Source organism: Wolbachia endosymbiont (group A) of Lypha dubia (assembly GCF_964028575.1).
Lineage (GTDB): Bacteria > Pseudomonadota > Alphaproteobacteria > Rickettsiales > Anaplasmataceae > Wolbachia > Wolbachia pipientis.
The window spans coordinates 136,063-153,194 of record NZ_OZ034796.1; the positions used below are offsets into that span (position 1 = coordinate 136,063).

The 17,132-nt window shown below is 36.4% G+C and carries 14 protein-coding genes and 1 tRNA gene; 10 read left to right on the forward strand and 5 right to left on the reverse strand.

Annotated features, from left to right (window positions below):
• Nucleotides 1–9: 9 nt before the first annotated feature.
• The 3 genes from ABWU72_RS00655 to ABWU72_RS00665 are packed head-to-tail and all read right to left on the reverse strand — an operon-like array spanning nucleotide 10 to nucleotide 5,278.
• A complete protein-coding gene (locus ABWU72_RS00655; protein ID WP_213863603.1) occupies nucleotides 10–2,574 on the reverse strand; it encodes a type IV secretion system protein in 2,565 nt (854 codons plus the stop codon).
• The gene (locus ABWU72_RS00660) at nucleotides 2,567–4,972 is read right to left on the reverse strand and encodes a VirB4 family type IV secretion/conjugal transfer ATPase (protein ID WP_010962886.1); all 2,406 of its coding nucleotides are present in this window, start codon (nucleotides 4,970–4,972) and stop codon (nucleotides 2,567–2,569) included. Before ABWU72_RS00660 ends, ABWU72_RS00655 begins: the two co-directional genes overlap by 8 nt.
• Nucleotides 4,973–4,981: 9 nt before the next feature.
• Nucleotides 4,982–5,278, reverse strand: coding sequence for a type IV secretion system protein VirB3 (locus tag ABWU72_RS00665; protein WP_007548615.1), 297 nt, complete (start codon nucleotides 5,276–5,278; stop codon nucleotides 4,982–4,984).
• 108 nt (nucleotides 5,279–5,386) lie between these two features.
• Between ABWU72_RS00665 and ABWU72_RS00670 the strand changes: the two genes are divergently transcribed.
• On the forward strand, nucleotides 5,387–6,922 hold the full coding sequence (locus ABWU72_RS00670; protein ID WP_155969159.1) for a lysine--tRNA ligase: 1,536 nt from the start codon (nucleotides 5,387–5,389) through the stop codon (nucleotides 6,920–6,922).
• 301 nt (nucleotides 6,923–7,223) lie between these two features.
• Here the strand turns inward: ABWU72_RS00670 and ABWU72_RS00675 are convergent, their stop codons facing one another.
• The gene (locus ABWU72_RS00675) at nucleotides 7,224–7,400 is read right to left on the reverse strand and encodes a hypothetical protein (protein ID WP_179945715.1); all 177 of its coding nucleotides are present in this window, start codon (nucleotides 7,398–7,400) and stop codon (nucleotides 7,224–7,226) included.
• A gap of 141 nt (nucleotides 7,401–7,541) precedes the next feature.
• Between ABWU72_RS00675 and ABWU72_RS08190 the strand changes: the two genes are divergently transcribed.
• From ABWU72_RS08190 to ABWU72_RS00690, 3 genes are all read left to right on the forward strand, one after another.
• Nucleotides 7,542–7,703 (forward strand): hypothetical protein, encoded by a 162-nt coding sequence (locus ABWU72_RS08190; RefSeq protein WP_010962888.1) that lies wholly within the window; start codon nucleotides 7,542–7,544, stop codon nucleotides 7,701–7,703.
• A gap of 140 nt (nucleotides 7,704–7,843) precedes the next feature.
• On the forward strand, nucleotides 7,844–8,122 hold the full coding sequence (locus ABWU72_RS00685) for a hypothetical protein (protein ID WP_353283789.1): 279 nt from the start codon (nucleotides 7,844–7,846) through the stop codon (nucleotides 8,120–8,122).
• On the forward strand, nucleotides 8,025–9,722 hold the full coding sequence (locus tag ABWU72_RS00690; protein ID WP_353283790.1) for a recombinase family protein: 1,698 nt from the start codon (nucleotides 8,025–8,027) through the stop codon (nucleotides 9,720–9,722). Before ABWU72_RS00685 ends, ABWU72_RS00690 begins: the two co-directional genes overlap by 98 nt.
• Before the next feature lie 225 nt (nucleotides 9,723–9,947).
• On the opposite strand, the gene alaS is transcribed toward ABWU72_RS00690, so the two are convergent.
• Nucleotides 9,948–12,590 (reverse strand): alanine--tRNA ligase, encoded by a 2,643-nt coding sequence (gene alaS, locus ABWU72_RS00695; protein ID WP_155969157.1) that lies wholly within the window; start codon nucleotides 12,588–12,590, stop codon nucleotides 9,948–9,950.
• 165 nt (nucleotides 12,591–12,755) lie between these two features.
• Between alaS and ABWU72_RS00700 the strand changes: the two genes are divergently transcribed.
• The 6 genes from ABWU72_RS00700 to ABWU72_RS00725 all read left to right on the forward strand — a co-directional run bounded on the left by ABWU72_RS00700 (nucleotide 12,756) and on the right by ABWU72_RS00725 (nucleotide 17,099).
• Nucleotides 12,756–13,199, forward strand: a complete 444-nt coding sequence (locus ABWU72_RS00700) for a PAS domain-containing protein (protein ID WP_155969155.1) — start codon at nucleotides 12,756–12,758, stop codon at nucleotides 13,197–13,199.
• 98 nt (nucleotides 13,200–13,297) lie between these two features.
• Entirely contained in the window at nucleotides 13,298–13,504 is a 207-nt protein-coding gene (gene rpmI / locus ABWU72_RS00705) for a 50S ribosomal protein L35 (protein ID WP_007548610.1), read from the forward strand.
• Between the two features lie 20 nt (nucleotides 13,505–13,524).
• Nucleotides 13,525–13,890, forward strand: coding sequence for a 50S ribosomal protein L20 (gene rplT, locus ABWU72_RS00710; RefSeq protein WP_006279340.1), 366 nt, complete (start codon nucleotides 13,525–13,527; stop codon nucleotides 13,888–13,890).
• Between the two features lie 12 nt (nucleotides 13,891–13,902).
• Nucleotides 13,903–14,802, forward strand: coding sequence for a methionyl-tRNA formyltransferase (gene fmt / locus ABWU72_RS00715; RefSeq protein WP_155969153.1), 900 nt, complete (start codon nucleotides 13,903–13,905; stop codon nucleotides 14,800–14,802).
• Between the two features lie 80 nt (nucleotides 14,803–14,882).
• Complete coding sequence (gene purH, locus ABWU72_RS00720) at nucleotides 14,883–16,394, forward strand: bifunctional phosphoribosylaminoimidazolecarboxamide formyltransferase/IMP cyclohydrolase (RefSeq protein ID WP_353283791.1); 1,512 nt, start codon at nucleotides 14,883–14,885, stop codon at nucleotides 16,392–16,394.
• A gap of 633 nt (nucleotides 16,395–17,027) precedes the next feature.
• Nucleotides 17,028–17,099, forward strand: a tRNA-Asn gene (locus ABWU72_RS00725).
• Nucleotides 17,100–17,132 lie beyond the last annotated feature (33 nt).

Consider the following 17,132-nt stretch of genomic DNA (forward strand, 5'->3'; position numbering starts at 1 on the left):
AAATCCAACTCATTCAGTGCTTTTGTTAACACTCTCGGAGCTACTAGAACCAGAACCTCGAGATTTACTCTTGTCTCCACCACTCAACTTCTTAGCAGCAGCACCAGCAACTCCAGCAACACCCCCAGCAGCAGCTTTGGCAGCAGATAAAGCTTTGCCCACCATTTGTCCAGGTGTCTGACCTGAGCCAAGTGCTGCTCTATGGTTACCAGCAAGTTCAGCAGCCATGCCAGGAAGAATGTTTAAAAAGTGGTAAAAGAGGAATAATACTAAACACAATTTTAATAATTCTCCGATGAGAGAGCTGCCAAACTCCATGTATGTAAAGTCGAATAGACCAAGTATGCTGCTCTTTTTAAAGCTATAATTTTGCATCATACATGCAAGAGTAGTTTCATTTTTATCACATTCCCCATCTTTCAATTTAAACCACTGTTTTTTCTTACTATATGAGATTTCTGCTTGTTTCTTTTCATATGACTTGTCCGGTTGTTCATTTTTATATGACTCGTCCAGTTCAAAATTTAAATTTTTAAAATAGATTTTATCACATGCTATGAACATAAAGGACAAAAACGCAAAAAGGATAACCGGGTATAAGCTATAGGTAATCAACTCTTTCACCCAGCCTTCAAAATATCCTTTGGTGTGTTGGAATAAAACCATAGGAATGAACAAAGGTGATAAAATGATGATTACACTTAAAGCAACTAGAGATAAAATAAATACATAGCACAGCCACAAAATAACCATCATCATCAGAACGGCCATAAATATACAGACAAGAGCTACTAAAATTTGTCCACCAGCAAAAATAATACCGATTACCGAACCTGCAACTAATAAGACAGGAGCAGCACCAAGCAAGACTGCTAACGTTGCAACACCTCCAGTACCAATTTTGCCACCAATTCCATCTAAAGGGGCACCTAAATAAAATAAAATTCTACAATCAAGCCTATCCCAAGGTGCAAGATAACTGTAAGATACCCTCTTTCCTGCACGAGTATATTCATAATCTGTACCTGCTTTATAATTACATATGCCTTTACTTTCAGATGATGCTTTTAGCACTATCTCTGACAAACCATTTGAGAGACGAGTTAATTCTCCATAATAATGAGACATGGTACTGCCTGTTGTGAAGTAAATCACTAAAGCGAATTTTATGATCAACATATACATTTCTTGAGGCCTCTGAACTCCACCAGACATGGCTTTTATAGAGAACAGTATTAAAGCTAAAACTAAAACAGCAGTTACAGTGTTTTTCAGCCTTTTCTGTGCTACAGATATAAAACTCTCACCATTTGGTGCACCTTTACCTGCAACTAAATTATCTAACGATTCCTTAATGCATTGCACTATCATAGAAGTTACGGGAATAGGAGCTAATGATTTACTCCCTGCCTGGTTATAACAAGCTTCAGAAACATACGAGCTAAAACAGCCAGCATTATCATAACCTACAAAAATTTTCCCCCCTTGTCCGTTGAGTCTTTTTTCTTTAGATCTGATAATAGTTTTATAGTCATCATTATTACCAATAGGAACTTTTTCCTCTCCTGTACCATCTTTATTTTTGAATATCATCACAGATTTTTCACACATAGGAGCAAGTGGGTCAGGTGGCAATTCCGTGCACCCCATATCAACCCCTTGCGGCCAAGGAGTCATTTCGATACCAAGCATGCTAACACTGGCTAACTCCACACATAATCTGCCCGTTTTTCTCACTGCTTTGAATGTAGCTCCATGTATGGGTTCGCTCTGTCCTGCTTTGAGAACTCTACATTCCAGACCACCATCAACCTTCGAGGACCATGACCCATCTACGTATCCAGTGTCTTTCTCCCTGACATCAAAGTCTATGTATCCAGGTTTTCCTCTGGAATTAAAGTCTACCTTATTAAAAAGATTACCAAAAGTTAAAGGGTTTCGATGACATACTTCTATATATTCACTGTATTGCACACCATTTTTTGGCCAGTAATAACTCTCTGTACTCTCCTGAACGTTAGAATTTAAGGCTTCTTTTTCTGCTCTTTTCCCGTCATAATCTTTTTTGTTCACGTCTTCCCGAGCTTTATTTTGCAAACAAGAAAAATATTCCTCTTCTGTTTGGTAATTTTCATTGGTGCAGCCACTATAACCTGTGTCTTCTAATTTAAAATTTTTGTATTTTCCATCATGATCACGTGCAACTGGGTGTTTAACAAAACTATGTTCACAAACAACAAGCCCTCCTATCGCTTTCCAGACTCCAACAATTGCAGCTATCATTCCAACAATAACAAGAGCGGTAAACAAACCAGCAGAAGAAACGATCAAAACAATGCCAGTAAATATTGCGCCAACAGCAATCGCTATTCCAGCAAGTGCTGCAGCTGTTTTAAACGCTCCACAATCAGGATTAGAGGCACGACTAAAACTGCCAGTGGAATTAAATCTGCTAACAAATTCTGTCTTGTCAGTACCACTTACTCCATCTGCAAGCACTGGATATGAGAGTAAAAAGTCTATATTTAGTAAAAATATCGCAATTAATAGCAATGACAGCTTAGTCTTAAACATTTTTTACCTTCTGATAAAATATAGGCAACCATACTTTTGGGTTGTCCCCAACTTCATTTAATATATCGTGTAACAATAGAACACTTTCTGCACGTCCGGATAATACGTTGATTATATCATCCAGGCCTTTTAAGTCTATTCTAGCTACTACAGCATTGACTCCTTGTTTCACCAAAAAGAATCTAGTACTCGGATCTGTGTGCTTAATTAATATATATTCACGTTCAGTTAACATAAAAACATCCCGATAGACACTAGTAGCTTTCAGATTTGGTAAAAAAATCTGTGTCGCTGTTTGTTGTACAAGCGTATCGCTAATAGTACTTTTACTTGCATCCTCAACACTCTGAGTAGCAAAAATCACAAAAGCATTTAGTTTTCTCAGTACCTTCAACCAGTCTTTTATCTTGGGTGCAAAAACTGGATTATCTATTAACGCCCATGCCTCATCAAGAACGATAATAGATGGAGTGCCATCAAGAGATATACTAATCCTATGAAATAAATAAATCAAGACCGGTCCAAGAGCAACAGGATCTTTGAGCAAGCTAGCCATCTCAAAACCAAATACTCTTGCTCGTGAAAAATCTAGCAAATCTTCTTTATTGTCAAATATTGCAGCATGAGAACCATTATCATGCCACATAGATATTGCCCCAGCTAGAGTATCAGGACCTGCAAGCCCTAAAAACGGTACGAGGTTTCTCAAGAATCTGTCTTCTTTTCTTAATTTAAAATTTCCTTCAATTGCATCATTAATTCGTGCAATATCTTCTGAAGTAAATTTATCATTATATACCGAAATTAAAGACTTTATCCACTCCATTAAAAATGTTCTATTATCAGAGGTATCATCAAGTTGTAAAGGATTAAAATTTGTTTTAGTTCTTGGTTCTATTACAGTATAGATACCACTAAGTGCTCTTAAGAAAATCTCTGCACCGCGATCTTTATCAAAAAAGAATATCCTTGGAGAAAACTTCATCGCTTGGGCACACAGGAAATTCATTAAAACAGTTTTACCAGCACCAGTTGGGCCAATTATCATAGTGTGTCCAACATCCCTTATATGAAAGTTGAAAAAAAATGGAGTACCAGATGTCGTGTCAAAAACTGTAACGGCATCTCCCCAGTGGTTATTGAATTTATTACCAGTAGGATAATTATGTTGAGATGCAAATCCAGCCAAATTAAGACTACTTATTGTAGCTTTTCTCACTATATAATCGAAATTACCAGGAATTTGCGCCCAAAATGCTGGTTCAAGGTTAACTCTCTCACGTATAGGGTAAACACCGCAATTAGAAAGCTCTGATTCTACCAACGACAGAGCGTTATCCAATGATTTAGGACTTTTTTCTATACATAAAATAGTCAGGTGATGTTGACCAAACGCAATCTTACCACTCATTGCGTCATCAAGCGCTTGAGAAATTTCTGCTATTTGAGAAATAGCTTTATCTGCAGACTGTATCATTCGATTTTGCTGTATCTGCATTTTTCCAATCGCCATTTGCCTGTTTATAAATTGAAAAGATTGCGTAATTATAAACTCGTAAGGAAGTTGTAAAAACGAATCAAGCATTCCTGCAGAAGTATGATTTCCATATTCTTTGATACTAATTATTCCAGCATATTTACTCTCATTATGAGTCACAACCTGTATCATCTTACGGCCAAAGAATAACCTATGTACTGGTAAGTATCTTGATATTTCAGTTCTTAGCGGAAAAAGCGTATTTGTAACGAAGCCACAATTTACGATTCTAGATAGAAACTCCATTATTTCGCAGAACAAACCATCTGGAGTTTCTTTTACTCCAAGAATTTTAGGCGAATAATTTCTAAGGCTTGTCACTACACGATTTGTCGTTTCCTCTAAATCTTCATACGTGGCACGTATATCACTTTCCCAAGCATGTTTTGAAGTTACATGTCCGAATTTTTTTAGTAGATGTGACAAAAATTCTACTCCTTTTGTGTCCGCTCTACGGATAATCGTAATGTATAGGTCATTAATAAATGATTGCCTTGTTGCGTGTTTTTCTCTCCATTTTAGATTTACGTGATTAGCGAAAAAATTCGGCAAACCTTGACTTGCAAATTCATCAGAAAAAATATTTTTCTTACGTCTGATAGTATGAAAATACAAACTAAATGCCGGAGATGAAATGCTTCTTAGCATCTGATTCCTGATGTTGTTCTGTATGACTAAATCCTCGTCATCGGCAGTTTCAAATGCAAAACCACTTAATTTTATAACCTTAACCAACCAATTTTCTTTTGTCATCAAGGTTGTGCTATTCCAATAGCAAGAATAAGGAATAAATTCAGCAGCGTGAACTTCCCTGTTCAGAGTAGATTTATTCTTTGATTGAATAGCCCTAAACCTCAGCATCACACAACGTTAAGCAATATCATAAGAATTGGCTCCATGGTAAAAACGATTTAAACATTTCGAGCACTTTCCCAATTTTACCATAAATAATTCAATAAACAACGGTTCTTTTGCAGAAGCTATATAACCAAGTCCATGTATACCTGGTAACATTAAGAGAATCACTCTTAAATCATTTGAATTAATGAAAATTAGCATGCAAATCAGGACGTTTAATATTGCAAACATATAACTCACACCAAAGAGCATTGCAGGTCTTGTAAGACCTTTAAATAATTGATCTGTTTGTATACTACCTGTGGACATATCTTTAACCTTCTAATAATAGCTCTAACACTAATACTATATCATTATATTAAAAATCCATTGAAACTAGTAGCACTTTAAGTTAAGATACATTATTTAATCTCGATAATGACAAGTTGGCCATTTCAAGAAGCAGAAAAAATATTGCAAGAGTTTCCTAATAAAAAAGAAATAATATTTGAAACTGGTTATGGACCCTCTGGTTTACCCCACATAGGAACCTTTGGAGAGGTTTTCCGCACTACAGTTATTGTAAATGCATTAAAAAAAATAGCTCCTGGTATAAAAACCAAAATCATTGCAGTTTCAGATGATATGGATGGTTTGCGAAAAATACCAGATAATGTGCCAAATCAAGAGATGCTAAGAGAGCACTTAAATAAACCATTGACTATGATACCTGATCCATTTGGCACTCATCAGAGTTATGGTCATCATATGAATTCATTGTTGTGTAAATTTCTTGATATGTTTGAATTTGAATACGAGTTCAGGAGTGCAACAGAGTGTTATAAATCTGGCGTTTACGATGAAAAACTTTTACTCTTACTGAAAAATTATGATAAAGTAATGGACGTAATGCTTCCATCATTTCGGGAAGAAAGACAGCAGACTTATAGTCCATTCTTGCCAATATGCCCAAAAACTTCTCAAGTTTTACAAGTTCCAGTAATTGAAACAAATACAGAGAAAGGAACAATCACATATGAAGACCCAAACGGGGAAAAAATAGAAGTTCCAGTGACAAAAGGAAAATGTAAACTGCAATGGAAACCTGATTGGGGAATGAGGTGGGCCGCATTTGGAGTAAATTACGAAGCTCACGGAAAAGATTTAACTCCATCTGCTGTGCTTTCAAGTCAAATATGTGAAATACTTGGAGAAAAGCCACCACTTCTGTTTTGCTACGAGTTTTTCCTTGATAAAGAAGGAAAGAAAATATCAAAATCAAAAGGAAATGGCATTTCAATTGAAGAGTGGCTAACTTACGCACCAACAGAGAGCTTAGCATTGTACATTTTTCAGAGTCCTAAAAAAGCTAAACGTTTATATTTTGATGTGATACCAAAATCAACTGATGAATATTTAGAATTTGTAAAGCGTTATCATGAGAACAAAGAAAAGGATATAAATAATCCTGCTTGGCACATTCACCAGGGCAATGTTCCCAGTATAGAAACTTCAGGCATAAATTTCTCACTACTTTTAAACCTAGCAGCAGCTTGTAATGCTGAAAACAAAGAGATCCTATGGGGTTTTATATCCTCTTATGCACCAAACGTTACACCAGAAAATAATAAAATGCTTGATAGACTTTCAGACTTTGCAGTAAAGTATTATCACGATTTTATCAAGCCAACAAAATCATATAAAACTCCAAATGAAAAAGAAAAAGCAGCGTTACTAGATTTGAAGGACACTTTACATTCTCTATCTACAACTGCTACTGCTGAAGAAATTCAATCTCAGGTATTTTCTATTGGAAAAAAATATGATTACACCAACTTACGTGACTGGTTTCAGCTATTATATGAAACGTTACTTGGCCAAAAAACCGGTCCAAGAATGGGATCTTTCATAAAGCTTTACGGAATAGGTAATACGATTTCTCTCATAGAAAGCGCTACTAAATGTATACTTTAGAGTTTACCTCCTTTCATTTGAGCTCTTTAGTTTTAATAAGAATTCCTTGACAAACTCCGCTAGCCCCCTTATCATGAAACTGAAGCTATTGTATTTGCTTTCGCCAATCTGCAGATTAAAAGGTAAGGATTACTTAATGTATCGGCGTCTTATGTTCAATTTTTTGCAGTATATAGATACTGTATGTCTTTACAAAACTTCATCTACATCTAGATTTTTATCTAAATAAGCTGAACGCGCTTATAAAGCGTTACAAGACATCAAAAAATGCCAATACTCGACAGAGATAGTAAAAGACTAGCTAACTCGGGGATTCTTTGTCTTTTTTTCTGCTTAGTAAATTTCTTAAACGTTTGCAGCGTAAGTTAGTTGCAATTAAAAGCAGCTGAATTTCGCTTGTCAAGCGTTTAAAACATAAAAAACGCCAATATTTTAAAGCGGATAATAACCACGGGGCTTCTTTTGCCTTTTTTTTCATTTGGTAAATTTCTTAATGTTTGTGGCTGAACGACAACCGTCATCCCGCTACTTGTTAGCGGGATCTCTTGTTAGCGGCTGAGATACCGCGAATGAATCGCGGGATGACGGTTCGCGGCGGCATGACGATAAGGTTTATACCTTGTCATCCCAGTGCTTGACACTGGGATCCAGCTTTCTTTATAAATTCACCAAAAGTGCTTCATTCTATAACGCAAAACCCATACTCACCAAATCCAATGCATTACTTGCAATTAAGTTTCCTGGATCCCAGTGTCTGGGCACTGGGATGACACCATCATAAATACACTACCGACAATGTTGCAAAAAACATAAAAATAAAACTAGAGAAAACCATTTCTCGAAAACTTCTGTGTCCAGAACCAAGAGTCCGATTTACTTATAGCGCTAATAATCAATTAACCATCGGCTTTAAGGAATGATATGAACATATTATTTCAAGGAAAAGTCATGGGAAACAAGAGATTAGCTATACGAATTAGCTGTAGCTATGAACCTAACCGGTTGGCAGAACAATGCTTATCAGATGCTTATGAAAAGGTAGCATCAAAGGAAATAAGTCAAAAAAACTTAAAACATAAAAATGGGATTCAAGGAGGGTCAAATGGTAACAGTATGTTTATATGCGAGAGTTTCTTCGGGGAAACAAGTAGAAGGAAATACGATAGAAAGTCAAATTGCAGCTTTAGAGAAGCAAATTAATCTGGACGGATACAAATTGTTAAGTGAGTATAAATTTATTGATAACGGCTACAGTGGATCTCATTTAGTCCGCCCTGATTTAGAAAAATTACGTGATAAAGTAACAGAAGGTAAAATTGATAAGATTTACATTCATTCTCCTGATCGTTTATCTAGAAAATATGCATATCAAATGGTGCTGATTGAAGAATTTGAAAGAGCAGGAGCAAAAGTGGTTTTTTTAAATTATGAGATTAACGGTAACCCAGAATCTCAATTACTGTTACAAATGCAAGGTATGATAGCAGAATATGAACGTGCGAAAATTATGGAACGAAGTCGTCGTGGTAAAATCTATGCAGCTAACAAAGGCTGTGTAAATGTAATGGGAGGGGCTCCTTATGGTTATCGTTATATAGATAAACATATGGGAGGAGGACAAGCTTTATTTGAGATTAACGAAGAAGAAGCTGATGTCGTTCGCAAAGTATTTTTGTGGGTAGGCAGAGAAAGAACAAGTATTGGGGAAGTATGTCGTCGGCTAAATACTATGTCCATTAAGACACAAAAAGGAAAAGAACGCTGGAATAAAGGTACAATTTGGAGTATGTTGAAAAACCCTGCTTACAAAGGACAAGCAGCCTTTGGTAGAAGAAGGTTAGGAGTAAGATTAAAACAAGTAAGACCACAGAAAGGCTCTTGTGAGCAGCCAAAAAGTAACCATTCTGTCTATCCTGTTGAAAAAGCAAATTGGATTTATATTAAAGTGCCAAATATAGTAGATGAAGATATATTTGATATTGTTCAAGAACAATTAGCTGAAAATAGAAAAATAGCAAGGACAAGAAAAAGAGGAGCAAAGTACTTACTACAAGGTTTAGTCATATGTAAGCGTTGTAATTACGGATGTTACGGAACTTGCATGAAAAGTAGACGAGAAGAAGAAGGTGGCCATTATGCATATTACCGTTGTAGTGGTAAAGATTCTTACCGTTTTGGTGGTAATAAGATTTGTGACAATAAACTCATCCGCTCAGATGCATTAGAAACAGCTGTGTGGGAAGAGGTTAAGCAGTTATTGAAAAATCCAAACAGGGTTTTAGAAGAATACAAGCGTAGGCTTTCAGAACTAAAAAAATCATCATTGGATCAAAAAAGCGACCTGCTAGAGAAACAAGAAAATAAATTAAAACGTGGTATTGCTAGACTTATTGATGGTTATGCTCAAGAATATATCAATCAAGAGGAATTTGAACCACGAATTAAAGCAATGAAACAAAGCTTAAAAACAATTGAAGAAGAGAAGAAAAAGATATTTTATCAAAAGGAATTAGAACAGGAGGTAACTCTGGTTGTGACCAATTTAGAAGACTTTTCTTCCAATATTACGTTAAACCTTGATAACGCAGACTGGCTAACTAAACGTGATATTATCAGAACATTGGTCAAGAGAATTGAAATTAACCTTGAGGACGTAAATGTGGTATTTCGCGTAAAAGAGCTACCGAACTCTTCTGGACATAATGGAGAGGAAAATAAAAATTTGCAACATTGTCGTAGGTGTAAAGGAATCAGTGTCAGCTACTTTCATGACACCATTCTTTTTCCTGGATCCAAGTAGTCGAGCTACTTGGATGACAGCTAGCCTGACAACCGTCATCCCGCTAACAGGTAGCGGGATCTATGCTAAGAGATACCGCGAATGAATCGCGGTATGACGGTTTGCAACGGTATGACGGTTCGCGGCGGCATAGTAATTCGTCATCCCGCTGCTTGTTAGCGGGATCTCTTGTTAGCGGCTAAGAGATACCGCGAATGAATCGCGGTATGACGGTGTAGACGATGGTTAAGTATCCCGCTGCTTGTTAGCGCCGCGGCGGTATGACGGTTCGTGGTGGTATGACGTAGAGTGCTTAGAAGCTGCTATTTTGCTATAAATGGCTGTAATGGCATCATCTATTTTATTGCTATCACAGCCTGTTTGTGCAAATTCAGCATTCCCACCACAGTTCTTTTCAACTGCTATGGATATTAGTTCTTTTGCGCTAATCTTATTGATTAAGTCTTTACTTACTTTAATAATCAAGACTGTTTTATCTTTTTCTGTTGCCGTGAAAGCTATTATCGTTTTTGGTTTTTGTTGCTGCAAAACAAACTCTCTTATTACATTTGCTGGAATATCAGTGAAAGTGTGGCTTATAAAATTTATTCCATTTATTTCGGTGCTTTTTATATTCTCTGCACTCACAAGCTTTTTATATAGGTTTTTTATTTTGGTTTCGGATTTTTTGTGTTCTTGACTTAAAATACTTAATCTGCTTGTTATTTCACTCACTGGCGCTTTTACGAATTCTGCAACTTTTTTTAAGTTAATTTCATTATCACGTACATAATTGATTGCTTCCTGACCAGTTAAAGCTTCAATTCTCCTCACTCCAAAAGCAACAGAACTCTCTGTTACTATCTTAAATAAACCGATTTCTCCAGTATGTTCAACGTGTGTGCCACCACACAGTTCCCTTGAATCTCCAATCTTCACTACTCTTACTTGGTTGCCATATTTTTCACCGAATAACGCCATAGCTCCTTCGTCTATTGCCTGATTCATGCTCTGAATTTTTGTAGACGTAGAAAGGTTTTCTCTGATTAGAGAGTTTACCATATCTTCTACTAAGAATAGCTGATCCTGAGTAACTTGAGTGTTATGACTAAAGTCAAATCGTAACTTATCCGGTGCAACTAGGGAACCTTTTTGAGTGACATGATCACCCAAGATTTTTCTCAATACAAAGTGCAAAAGGTGTGTAGCTGAATGATTTCTTCTTAAGGTTTGCCTTCTTTCCTTATCTATGCTTGCTGTAACTGTGTCACCTTTACAAATTGAACCGAATTTAACTATGCATCTGTGCAAACATAGGTCATTAACCTTATTGGTATTCTCGACTATAATAATACTTCTACCAGGTTTGATCAGACTGCCAGTATCTCCCACCTGTCCACCTGACTCGCCATAAAAAGGTGTTTTATCAAGTATAATGGTTATCTTTTCTCCCTCCTTTGCAGAATCAATTACTTCATTTTTGGAGGAAACTATAGCTAGTATTTTCGCATCACTTACTTCATTGAACTCATAACCAACAAATTTTGTTTTGCCAAATTTATCAATCAAATCAAACCACACTTGCTCAACAGATTTTTCACCAGATCCAGCCCATTTAGCACGTGCTCTCTCTTTTTGTTCTTCCATTGCATCATCAAAACCCTTCTGGTCAAAATTTATTTTTTTCTCTTTTAAAATATCAAGTGTAATATCCAAAGGAAATCCGTAGGTGTCATATAGCTTAAACGCTGATTCTCCAGGCAAAGTATCGCCTGGTTTTAAATCTGCAGTGAATTTCTCCAGGAGATTGATACCTTTCATCAAAGTGTCTTTAAAGTTTTCTTCCTCTGATTTTAACGTCGTTTCTATTAAGCTTTTAGCTCTGATCAATTCAGGATAAATATCCCCCATATAAGCCGAACTCGTGCTATCTATCAGCACCGGAAAAACGCGATGGAGTAGGGAATCATTATATCCAAGCAGGTGGATATAACGCGCGGCTCTCCTAATTAATCTGCGTAATACGTAATTCCTGCCTTCATTTCCAGGGAGCACCCCCTCTGCGATGAGAAATGCAGCCGCGCGAAGATGATCTGCTACGATCTTATGCGCTATTTTATTTTCTGTTCTTCCACAATACTCTTGAGATTTATTTATCAGAGCAGAAAATAGATCAATATCATAGTTATCATGGACGTTTTGCATAACAGCCGCTATTCTTTCAAGGCCCATTCCAGTATCGATGCATTTTTTTGGCAATTTGTGTAAATTACCTTCTTCATCTTTGTTAAACTCCATGAATACCAGATTCCAGATTTCAACAATTCTATCGCCCTCTTGTAAATTAGGACTCCCATGGTCATAAAAAATTTCAGAACATGGACCGCACGGACCAGTGCTTCCCATACTCCAAAAGTTATCATCCGTTGTAATTCTTATGATTTTATCACTTGAAAAGCCACTTATCTTACGCCAAATCTCGTACGCCTCATCATCAGTATGGTAAACGGTTATGGATAGTCTGTTTTTATCAAGAGATAACTCCTTAGTGATAAATTCCCACGCAAATTCTATCGCAGTTTCCTTAAAGTAATCACCGAAGCTAAAATTTCCGAGCATTTCAAAAAATGTGTGATGCCGAGTTGTATAGCCAACATTTTCAAGATCGTTGTGTTTACCGCCTGCTCTTAGGCACTTTTGACTTGAAACAGCACGCTTCATTTCAGTTTTTTGAGCACCAGTAAAAATATTTTTAAACTGCACCATACCAGCATTTGTGAACATGAGCGTTGGGTCATGTTCTGGAATCAAAGGAGAAGAAGAAACCTGCTCGTGGTCATTACTTACAAAAAATTTTATAAATCTTTCTCTGATTTCGTTTAGCTTCATCGTTTTTATTGAGGTTATCTATAAATAATAAGTTGTAATGGAAATAAAATCAATACCACTCTCTAGATCTCAGAACTTCTAGTGACATGCACCTTGTGGTAAGAAAAAATCAATATATTCACGATAAATTTACCTCATATCTGTGTTTTATATGTGGAAATTAGAATGGAAATTTATGTAGGCAAAGAAAAAAGAATAGCAAATGTGGTGACTCAACACTGGAATGACATAAAAGGATCAGACAGAGATTGGCCAGAAAGGCATGAAATAGACACTGCAGAAATAATGGAATCATGGCAGCATTGTTTTGTCATTGAAGTCAAGGATCAAGGTTATATTTGTGAAAATGCAGGAGAAAAGGCTGTTGAATTCTATGGTTTTGAGAAAAAGACGCACATTGATAATAAGTATGCAATTGATGCACCATTTTTGCGACTATATAAAATAGATGCAGTTATTGATAAACTTGATACTGTAATAGAGAGTAAATGCCCGATCAATGAAGAGGAAGAAAGTGAAAGTGTTAAAATGAGGCAAGTATTGTTGCCACTTGGGAATAAAGAAGGTATAACACACATATTGGGCGTAATTACTTTTAAACTCCTTTAATATACAATTTTAATTTGATTCTTTAATAAAATTATTTATACTAATGCTTAATTACTATTAAAGAACTCAATAGTAGTGCTTGTAAATTTATTTGGAATATGAAGAAAATAAAATTAAAAACCAAATCTTCTGTGAAAAAGCGCTTTCACCTTACAGCTAAGGGTAAAGTTATTTCTACTCAGTCAGGCAAAAGGCATGGCATGGTAAAGAGAAGTAAATCTAATATTCGTAATCAGCGCGGTACAACGATTCTTGGTAAATCTGACTCGCGTATAGTTAAGCTTCATATGCCTTACGGTATTTAACAAAATGGAGGTAAAATAAAATGGCTCGGGTAAAACGTGGAGTCACTACTCACGCTCGTCATAAAAAAATATTGAAACTGGCAAAGGGTTATAGAGGGCGCGCAAAAAGTTGTTATAGAATTGCATTACAAAGAGTTGAAAAAGCACTGCAATATGCTTATAGAGACAGAAGAACCCGTAAACGTGATTTCCGTAGCTTATGGATAATACGTATTAATGCAGCAGCAAGAGAGCATGGGCTTACTTATGGTAGGTTTATGCATGGTCTTACACTTGCCGGCATTGATTTAAATAGAAAAATTCTTGCTGAGATGGCAGTTAATTATAAGGATGATTTTGCCAAATTAGTAGAAACTGTAAGTGGTAAATTAGCGGAGAATTCTTAAAGCAAAAACACCATGAGAATTATTTTCATGGGGTCACCAGAATTCGCTGTTAGTACGCTAAACTTACTATTGAAATCACAGAATAAAATAGTAGCAGTATACACCAAGGCTCCAAAACCTTCAGGGCGTGGACAGAAGCCAACGAAATCTCCAGTACATGTTATCGCTGAAGAAAGTAACATAGAGGTATGTACTCCTATCTCTCTAAAGTTTTCGGCAGAGCAAGGAAAATTTAGAAATTTCAAACCAGACGTTGCAGTTGTTGCCGCGTATGGATTGATACTTCCAAGAGAAATTTTGAATATTCCTAAATATGGTTGTATTAATATTCATCCTTCATTACTACCAAGGTGGCGTGGTGCAGCCCCGATACAGCACACAATTTTAGCAGGAGATCAAGAAACCGGGGTTAGCATTATGCAATTGGATGAAGGATTAGATTCCGGCCCTATTTTAAAACAGGAAAAATTTCTTATCGAAAAGAACGATAATTACAAGACATTGCATGATAAATTGTCTGAATTAGGCAGTGATTTACTGCTTGAGGTGTTAAATGAAATTGAAAAACAGGTTCCTATAGAGCAGAGCGATAATGATGCATGTTACGCTAACAAAGTGGAAGACTATAAAATTTATGCAAGTGATGCTTGTGAAGTTGCTTATAGAAAGGTTAAAGCGTTTTACCCAAAAGCATTCATTAAGATAGAAAATAAACGTATCAGGATACTTGATGCTGACTTTGAAGCTCTCGCTTCAGAACAAGGTAAGATTGTTAACGATAATATGCACATAAGTTTAAAAGGTGGCACTTTAATTCCTAAAGTTGTACAAATGGAAGGGAGAAATCCTTGCAGTATTGAAGATTTTATTCGTGGCTTGAAATCAAGCATGGTAAAAAAATTTATAGAATAGACTGCTTTAAATTAGTGTAGAAATGTAATAGCTAAATTTCCTTTTCTTAGATATAATCTTAAAAAACTTTCCATATAAAAATGAAAATAAAAAGAGCTTTAATATCAGTATACGATAAAACGAATATAATTGATCTTGCATCGTTTTTAACGCAGCAACAAATAGAAATTCTTTCAACGGGCAATACTTATAAAGTGCTATCTAGTGCAGGAATAAAAACACAAGAGGTCTCAGATTACACACAATTTCCAGAGATACTGGGTGGTAGAGTGAAAACTTTACACCCTAAAATTCATGGAGGAATACTTTATGATCGAGAAAAGCATAAAAAGGAAGTGCAAGATCTAGGTATTGAGCCAATAGACCTGCTTATAACTAACCTATACCCATTTTGGGAGACGGTGAATAGCGATTCAAGTGAGGAGCAAATTATAGAACAAATTGATATCGGCGGGGTGGCGTTAATTAGAGCCGCAGCAAAAAATTTTCATTTTACTTCAGTTATTTCTAGCATTCAAGACTATGAAGCACTGAAAGCTGAGATGATAGAAAATAACAATAAAACAACATTGGAATATAGAAAACACTTAGCAACCAAAGCATTTGCTCTCACTGCACACTACGATTCTAATATTCACAGTTGGTTTTTATCCCAGAGTAAAAATAATGAGTTACCAGAGTTTTTTGCTCTATACGGGCATAAAGTACAAGAACTCAGGTATGGTGAAAATCCCCATCAAAAAGCTGCATTTTATAGTAATCAATTTACAGAATATCCGTTGGAAAAACTACATGGAAAAGAGTTGAGTTATAATAATATAGTAGATATAGAATCCGCACTTAACATAACTTCTGAATTCGAAGAACCTGCAGCAGTGATAATCAAGCATAATAACCCATGTGGCGCTGCTATTGGTAATAATGCTTTGGAGGCATATGAAAAAGCTCTATCGTGCGATGAAGTAAGCAGTTTTGGTGGTATAGTTGCCTTAAACCGGGAGATAGATTTAAAGCTAGCAGAAAAATTAAACGAGATATTTTTGGAAGTAGTGATAGCACCATCGGTAAACAATGAGGCACTAAAAATTTTACAAAGAAAGAAAAATTTAAGAGTGATTATTCATAAATCTTTTCAACAAAATGTGAAATACCAAACTAAAAATGTTGTTGGTGGGTTTTTGGTGCAAGAAAATAATGACCACACAATAAAAGCAGAACAAGTAACAGAATGCAATGCAACAGAAAAAGAAAAGGAAGATCTTATTTTTGCCTGGAAAATATGTAAACATGTGAAATCCAACGCAATAGTTATAGCAAAAGATGGTTGTGCTATTGGCATCGGCGCAGGGCAAACAAGCAGAATAGATAGTGTGAACATTGCAGTGAAAAAAGCAGGTGAAAAATGTAAAGGTGCAGTGCTTGCTTCAGATGCATTTTTTCCATTCCCAGATAGCATAGTAGAAAGTGCAAAACATGGAATTACAGCTATAATTCAGCCCGGCGGCTCGCTGAAAGATCAAGATGTAATAGCAACCGCAAATGAAAATAAAATTGCCATGTTTTTCACTGGCGTTCGCAGTTTTTTCCATTAGGCTTTGTGTCTTATCGTCATACCGCCACAAACCGTCATACCGCGATTCATTCGCGGTATCTCTCAACATAGATCCCGCTAGCGGGATGACAAATATACCGCCGCGGCGCTAACAAGAGATCCCGCTAACAAGCAGCGGGATGACGAGCTTATCGTCACGCCGCCACGAACCGTCATACCGCCGCGGTATCTCTAGATCTCGCTAACAAGCAGCGGGATGACGGCTGTCGCTTAGCCACAAACGTTAAAAAATTTACCAAATAAAAAAAAAGGCAAAGAAGCCCCGTGGTGCGAGTTTTGACCCTCTAATACTTTAAATTGGCGCTGTAATAATGTGCTAACGCTTAAAATAAGCGCGATTTGGCTGAATGTAGAAAAAATTAAAAAGACATGCAGCCGCTATAATTTTATGTAATCCGCCAATAGATACTCCAAGTTTTTTACTGAATTTTTGTTATTGAACCCGCGCGGATCAAAAACAAGTTTTGAGTCAGAAATACCCTTAATAGTACAATAAGGGGGCTGGCGGAGTTTGTCAAGTAAGTTTTTTCGTTTCTGTGACCAGTTGGACTTAAAGTCTACACAAAAAACGTTTACAACCAACGTTCAACATGGTAAATTAAAAACGGTTTATTCCTCGGTAGCTCAGTGGTAGAGCAGTTGGCTGTTAACCAATTGGTCGCTGGTTCGAATCCGGCCCGGGGAGCGTTTCTCTGTGAAATTCTAGTGTTGATTTTAT